The organism is Streptomyces sp. NPDC007905, from assembly GCF_042959345.1.
GTDB lineage: Bacteria > Actinomycetota > Actinomycetes > Streptomycetales > Streptomycetaceae > Streptomyces.
In genome coordinates, this window is record NZ_JBIBKS010000070.1 from 1 (window position 1) to 4,608 (window position 4,608).

Consider the following 4,608-nt stretch of genomic DNA (forward strand, 5'->3'; position numbering starts at 1 on the left):
GCCGCGATCTGGCACAACTTCCAGACCGGGCAGGCGGTCAGCCGATCACTGACCGCCTATGACCACTGACCGTATTCGGAAAGACTCGTCTAGGGATCACGGATCGCCTGTGGACAGATTCCTTGGTCGGGTGTCCCACCGTTGCGGGAGGGGTTGACGGCGTAGATCAGCGGGTCTTGGGTGGAGGGCCACGTCCAGAGCAAGGGGGCTGGCCATGGCGTTGCTGGAGTTCTCTGACCGGCTGCCGCAGTGTTCACGTTGCCGAGGCGACCTCATCATGAGCGGGGTGGCGCCGCAGGACGACGAACACGGGCGGCCGATCCACCTGGAGTTGTGCCCGGTGTGTGACACCGGCGACGTGGACCGCCGGCGGCCGGCCTTCTCGTCCAGTGGTTCGCCAACGACGGCGGTCATGACCTGAGTCGCGTCAAGGAGGGCTCACACCTGCTGATGGAGTGGACGAAGGAGTGCATGGCCGCCCACGGCTGGTACTTGCAGGACACCCCGCCCGACCAGCCCTGAGCGGTCATCGGCGGAAGCTGCCGGGCGCGTAGTGCCGCCGCGTCGTACAGGCAGCGCGGCCGCCGGGTCGAACTACTGTTGGGGCCGTGGCGAACGTACGACTTCCCCGACTTCTCTGGGGGAGTGAGGCTGTAGTAGTGGTGTGCACATCGGGTTTGTGCAGCTCAGCCACTGGTAGTCGAACTCTAACTGGTGCAACATCTGTGGTGCTATCGCTGGCTGGAGTGTCGCTGATGGCAACCGAGTGATCTGCCAGCGCTCTACCGCAGTTGGCTTCCGAAGGCCAGCGTGACCTGCTCGACCGGCCCCGAGTGCACCGCGCCCGTACCGGTCGACGAGCAGGGGCGGCGTGTGGACGTGGGGTGACCTTCTCGCCCTGGTTACCGCGCTCGGCGTAGACATCGCCGCTGCGGCGTAGGGCACCACGACATGAGCGGTGGCGAGGCTGGACCTAGGGCGATGGGGGCGCCGCCCCGGGGCCTAGCCTCGCCAGGCAGTCAAAGACTGCTAAGAGTCGTAGTGAACGAACTCCACGATCACCACCCAGAGCGCTTTCACGCTCAGGGCAGCGGCGAATCGTGTGCTGAACTCGCGCCACCACTTCCCTCGTGTGGTCGACTCTTGCTTGTCGGCCATTAGTCCACCTCCGTGAGCGCGCCCCGCCGCCTGGTGCGGCCGGGCCCCCATGAACCCCCGGGCTGTCACCCGGAGGCCACTCACGAAGTGCGGCACTACGACGGTACCCCCAACGGTCCAGCTATGTAAGGCACTTATGCGCGGTCGCAGGGCCAGTGGACGCCGAAGACCTGACGTGCCATCCACCTGCGGCCCCTCTCGGCATAGCGGCCACCGAACTGCCTGTCCGCGGAGGATCCACACCTTCTCAGCGGGCGGCCTCACTGCCCTGTACAAGCGGCTGCCGTACTCCGTCGAACCGATGGAGGCCTGGCAGCGTCCCGAGGGCTACTGGCTTGCCACCTCCCGTGCCTACCCGGACTCGCCGGGCTGGTCGGAGCAGGAGCAGCAGGAGGTCGCCATGCTGCGGGAGAAGGAACGCGGCCTCACGGGGGTGATCCTCACGCACGCCTTCTGGGGCGAGGTCGCCGGGCCCGAACGGCTCGATGCCCGTTCCCAGCTCAAGCACGCCCTCGAACGTGAGGACGGCGAGGGCCAGGAGGCGGCGTAGCCGTGGCGGATACGCCACCCAAGCCTGAGCCGCCGCCGATTACGGTGGTCCTCCCCGACGGCCAGGAGGTCACCGGCCGCCTCCAGGAGCGCCAGCAGGTCCCGGGCGCCTGGCTGTACAAGGTGGCCGTCCCGGCCTGGCAGAACACGCCTTCCGGAGCCGTGGAGCCCGCCCGGTACGTGGTGTGGGTGCAAGCCCCCGACCACGTGAAGCCCGTGCCCGGCGTCTCGTACGACGACGTCCCTACGACCCGGCTGCCGCCGCCGTCGACGGAGCAGCAGATCCTCGGGGAGCGCCGGCCCTCGGGCTGGGTCCTGCAAAAGCTGCACGGCGGCCGCGGTCCCGGCCGGGGCGTCATCCACGCCGTCGACTGCGAGGAGGCACCCGCCGGGACACCGCTGCTGACCCTGGACCAGGCGCTGGACGCAGCCGAGCATCCCGGCACCAGGCTGTGCGCCCAATGCAGCGCGGCAGCGGAGCTCGACCCGGTACTCAAGGGTTTCGAGCATGGCTTCGGCGGCTCGGAAAACGGCAGCAGGGGAACGAAGTGATCGCCACACTTGCAGGATGAGCTTGTTCCACGCCGACTCGTACAGCCCCGACGACATGGTGGTGCACCCACGCCATCAGGCGATGCAGCCGGTGCTAGTCCAGCTCATCCAGCAGCTCCGCGACTGCGAGACGGTGGAGGCCGGGGTCGAATTGCAGCGTGCCCTGCTCGCAAGCCTGCTGGAGGTGGAGAAGGATCGCTGGGAGTTCAAGCGTGCCGCCACCCGGATGCGCAAAGGCAAGCAGCCGCCCGCGGAGGCCCCGGAGCCCCAGTCCGGTCGCGACCTCTCCGACATCGCGACCTGGCGATTCGAGCACGACGTGTGCGAGCGGCTGGCCCGCCAGCTGCGCTCGGTCGGTGACGCGCTGGCCTGGCGCGTCTTCGGCTTCCACCGCCCGTTCATCCTCGCTCTGTGCCGCAACCAGTCGCCCGGCCCGATGTACGGCAAAGCGGGCCTGCCGGCAGAACTCGAACACTTCGAGAGGGCCTGCAAAGAGGACGGCGCTTTCGCACTCCTGCACGACCTGACCAACTGCCTGCGCATCGGCGACATCACGGTGTGGGACGGCGTGAACCCGCCCCGCACGGAAGAGATCAAGACCAACCCGAAGAACAGCAGGAGCGCGCAGCTACGACGGATCAACCAGGCCCGCGCGGCGGTGCTTGACGGCGGCCCGCTGCCCGGGGACAACGCCTCGGAACTCCTCTACGACCTGGACCTGCCGCTGCGCACCCACCTGGACGTGCTGCGCGACGCCCTCGAACGGGCCGCAACCGACGGCATCTACGCCGCACCGGTGCCCGGCAGCCGAGCCCTGTACGTCGTCGACCAGTACGCATGCGCCCAGCACGGCATGTCCTCCGAGCAGTTCCACGAACGTCATCAGCACGCCGTCGACGGCGCTCTGCAACGGGCAGGGATCGCGGCCGGCCGGGAGGACCACAACATCTATGTCACCAGCCTGGACAGCACCGCCCGAGACCCGCTGCGGGTGCCCTGGGCGAACTACCCGCTGCACCCGGTGGCCTGCGCCCGGCTGATCGGCGACTACGCCGTGGCGACCGTGGAGACCTCCGGTCCCGTACTGACCCGCCTGCTCCAGGCCACCGGCCTGGACGCCCGCTGGGTCCGCCCGCCAGGCAAAACGGACCACCTCGAGCAGGGCGAGGTCATCATGGAGATCCACCAGCAGGAACGCCTGCGGTCCGTGACACTGCCGGGCGGTCTGACGATGACACCGGGATGGACACTGCAGATGCGCCGCTCCGAGCTGGACCGCTACCTGATGGAGCTCCTGCAACCAGGCACGTGGGCCGCGGGCATCAAACACGTCCTCGCCGCCCGTCAGGCCGGACAGCCGTGGCCGCACTACCGCAACGAGCACGAGATCTGGGTCTAGGCAGCGCGCTCCACAGTGCACTGCTCGATCCAGCGGGCCAGGACGCTCAGGGTCGCCAGGTGCTCCAGCGCCTCCTGTTCGGTCCAGGGCACCGCATCCTCGTGAGCGGCAACGTTCCGCAGGGCGAGGAAGGCACCGGCCGCGAGGTACTTGGCGCCGTCCTGGCGGGCGCGCCAGGTCGGTGTGTTGCGGTCGCCGTCGAATCGCAGGCGCGGTTTGCCTGCGACGGGGTCCTTCATGTCGAAGGCCTGCATGCACAAGTCCGTCTCGCCGATGTCGTGGCGTCCCAGCTTCTGCTGGAGTCGGCGGTTGACGGTGCGGGCAGCGGCCAGGACGGCGTCCTGCCGGGCTTCTGCGCCCCACAGTGGGGCGGCCGGCTCCCACACCCAGGGGTGGAACTGGTCGGCGGGCAGGGCGGGTGCATCCGGTACGAGACGGGCGGCCCATTCGTCCATGTCGGCCAGAATGCCCAGGCCCCGGTGAACCTGATCGCGGGCCATGTCTTCGCCCGCCATCTGATCCAGGTTGATCTTCTCGGCAAGCTGAGGATCCAGGAGCCGCAGGATCTGCTTGACCGTGGGCTCCGCGCGGCGCAGCTGCTCATACAACGCCGGATCACCTATGTAGTCACCTGGCCGTGTACTTCGTTCGTAGCGCAGGGCCAGGTCGTCGAACGCCTCAAGCCGCCGTCGCATCCAGTCTCGATCCACGGGCCGCATCCTAGGAGCGGAGTCTGACACTCCCTGTCTCACAGGCTCAGCAAAGCCAAGAGCAGCAGCAAAGGCCCGAACCAGAAGTGTGGTCGGGTAGCCGGAGACCATTGCTGATCCCCGGCCCCCTCAGAACCGGACGTGCGGTTGCGTCCTGGGAAGTGGTGTACGGGCTCCCACCTGATCCGGGCGTTTGGCCCGGCGTCGGAGTGAGTGTCCGGATATGAGAACGGCCACCGG

Annotated in this window: 6 protein-coding genes; 5 read left to right on the plus strand and 1 reads right to left on the minus strand. The window is 68.3% G+C overall.

Annotated features, from left to right (window positions below):
- Positions 1-214 precede the first annotated feature (214 nt).
- From ACFZDC_RS41870 to ACFZDC_RS41890, 5 genes are all read left to right on the plus strand, one after another.
- Positions 215-421: a DUF6300 family protein gene (locus ACFZDC_RS41870; protein ID WP_391332341.1), complete on the plus strand. Its 207-nt coding sequence runs from the start codon at positions 215-217 to the stop codon at positions 419-421.
- Positions 418-522 carry a hypothetical protein gene (locus ACFZDC_RS41875; RefSeq protein ID WP_391332348.1) on the plus strand — a complete coding sequence of 35 codons (105 nt, stop codon included), beginning with the start codon at positions 418-420 and terminating at the stop codon, positions 520-522. Before ACFZDC_RS41870 ends, ACFZDC_RS41875 begins: the two co-directional genes overlap by 4 nt.
- 937 nt (positions 523-1,459) lie before the next feature.
- On the plus strand, positions 1,460-1,708 hold the full coding sequence (locus tag ACFZDC_RS41880; protein ID WP_391332342.1) for a nucleic acid-binding protein: 249 nt from the start codon (positions 1,460-1,462) through the stop codon (positions 1,706-1,708).
- Between the two features lie 2 nt (positions 1,709-1,710).
- A complete protein-coding gene (locus tag ACFZDC_RS41885) occupies positions 1,711-2,259 on the plus strand; it encodes a DUF6233 domain-containing protein (protein ID WP_391332343.1) in 549 nt (182 codons plus the stop codon).
- Positions 2,260-2,275: 16 nt separating this feature from the next.
- Positions 2,276-3,658 (plus strand): hypothetical protein, encoded by a 1,383-nt coding sequence (locus tag ACFZDC_RS41890; RefSeq protein ID WP_391332344.1) that lies wholly within the window; start codon positions 2,276-2,278, stop codon positions 3,656-3,658.
- Here ACFZDC_RS41890 and ACFZDC_RS41895 read toward each other — a convergent pair.
- Positions 3,655-4,368, minus strand: a complete 714-nt coding sequence (locus ACFZDC_RS41895) for a TIGR02391 family protein (RefSeq protein WP_391332346.1) — start codon at positions 4,366-4,368, stop codon at positions 3,655-3,657. The genes ACFZDC_RS41890 and ACFZDC_RS41895 overlap by 4 nt on opposite strands.
- Between the last annotated feature and the right edge of the window lie 240 nt (positions 4,369-4,608).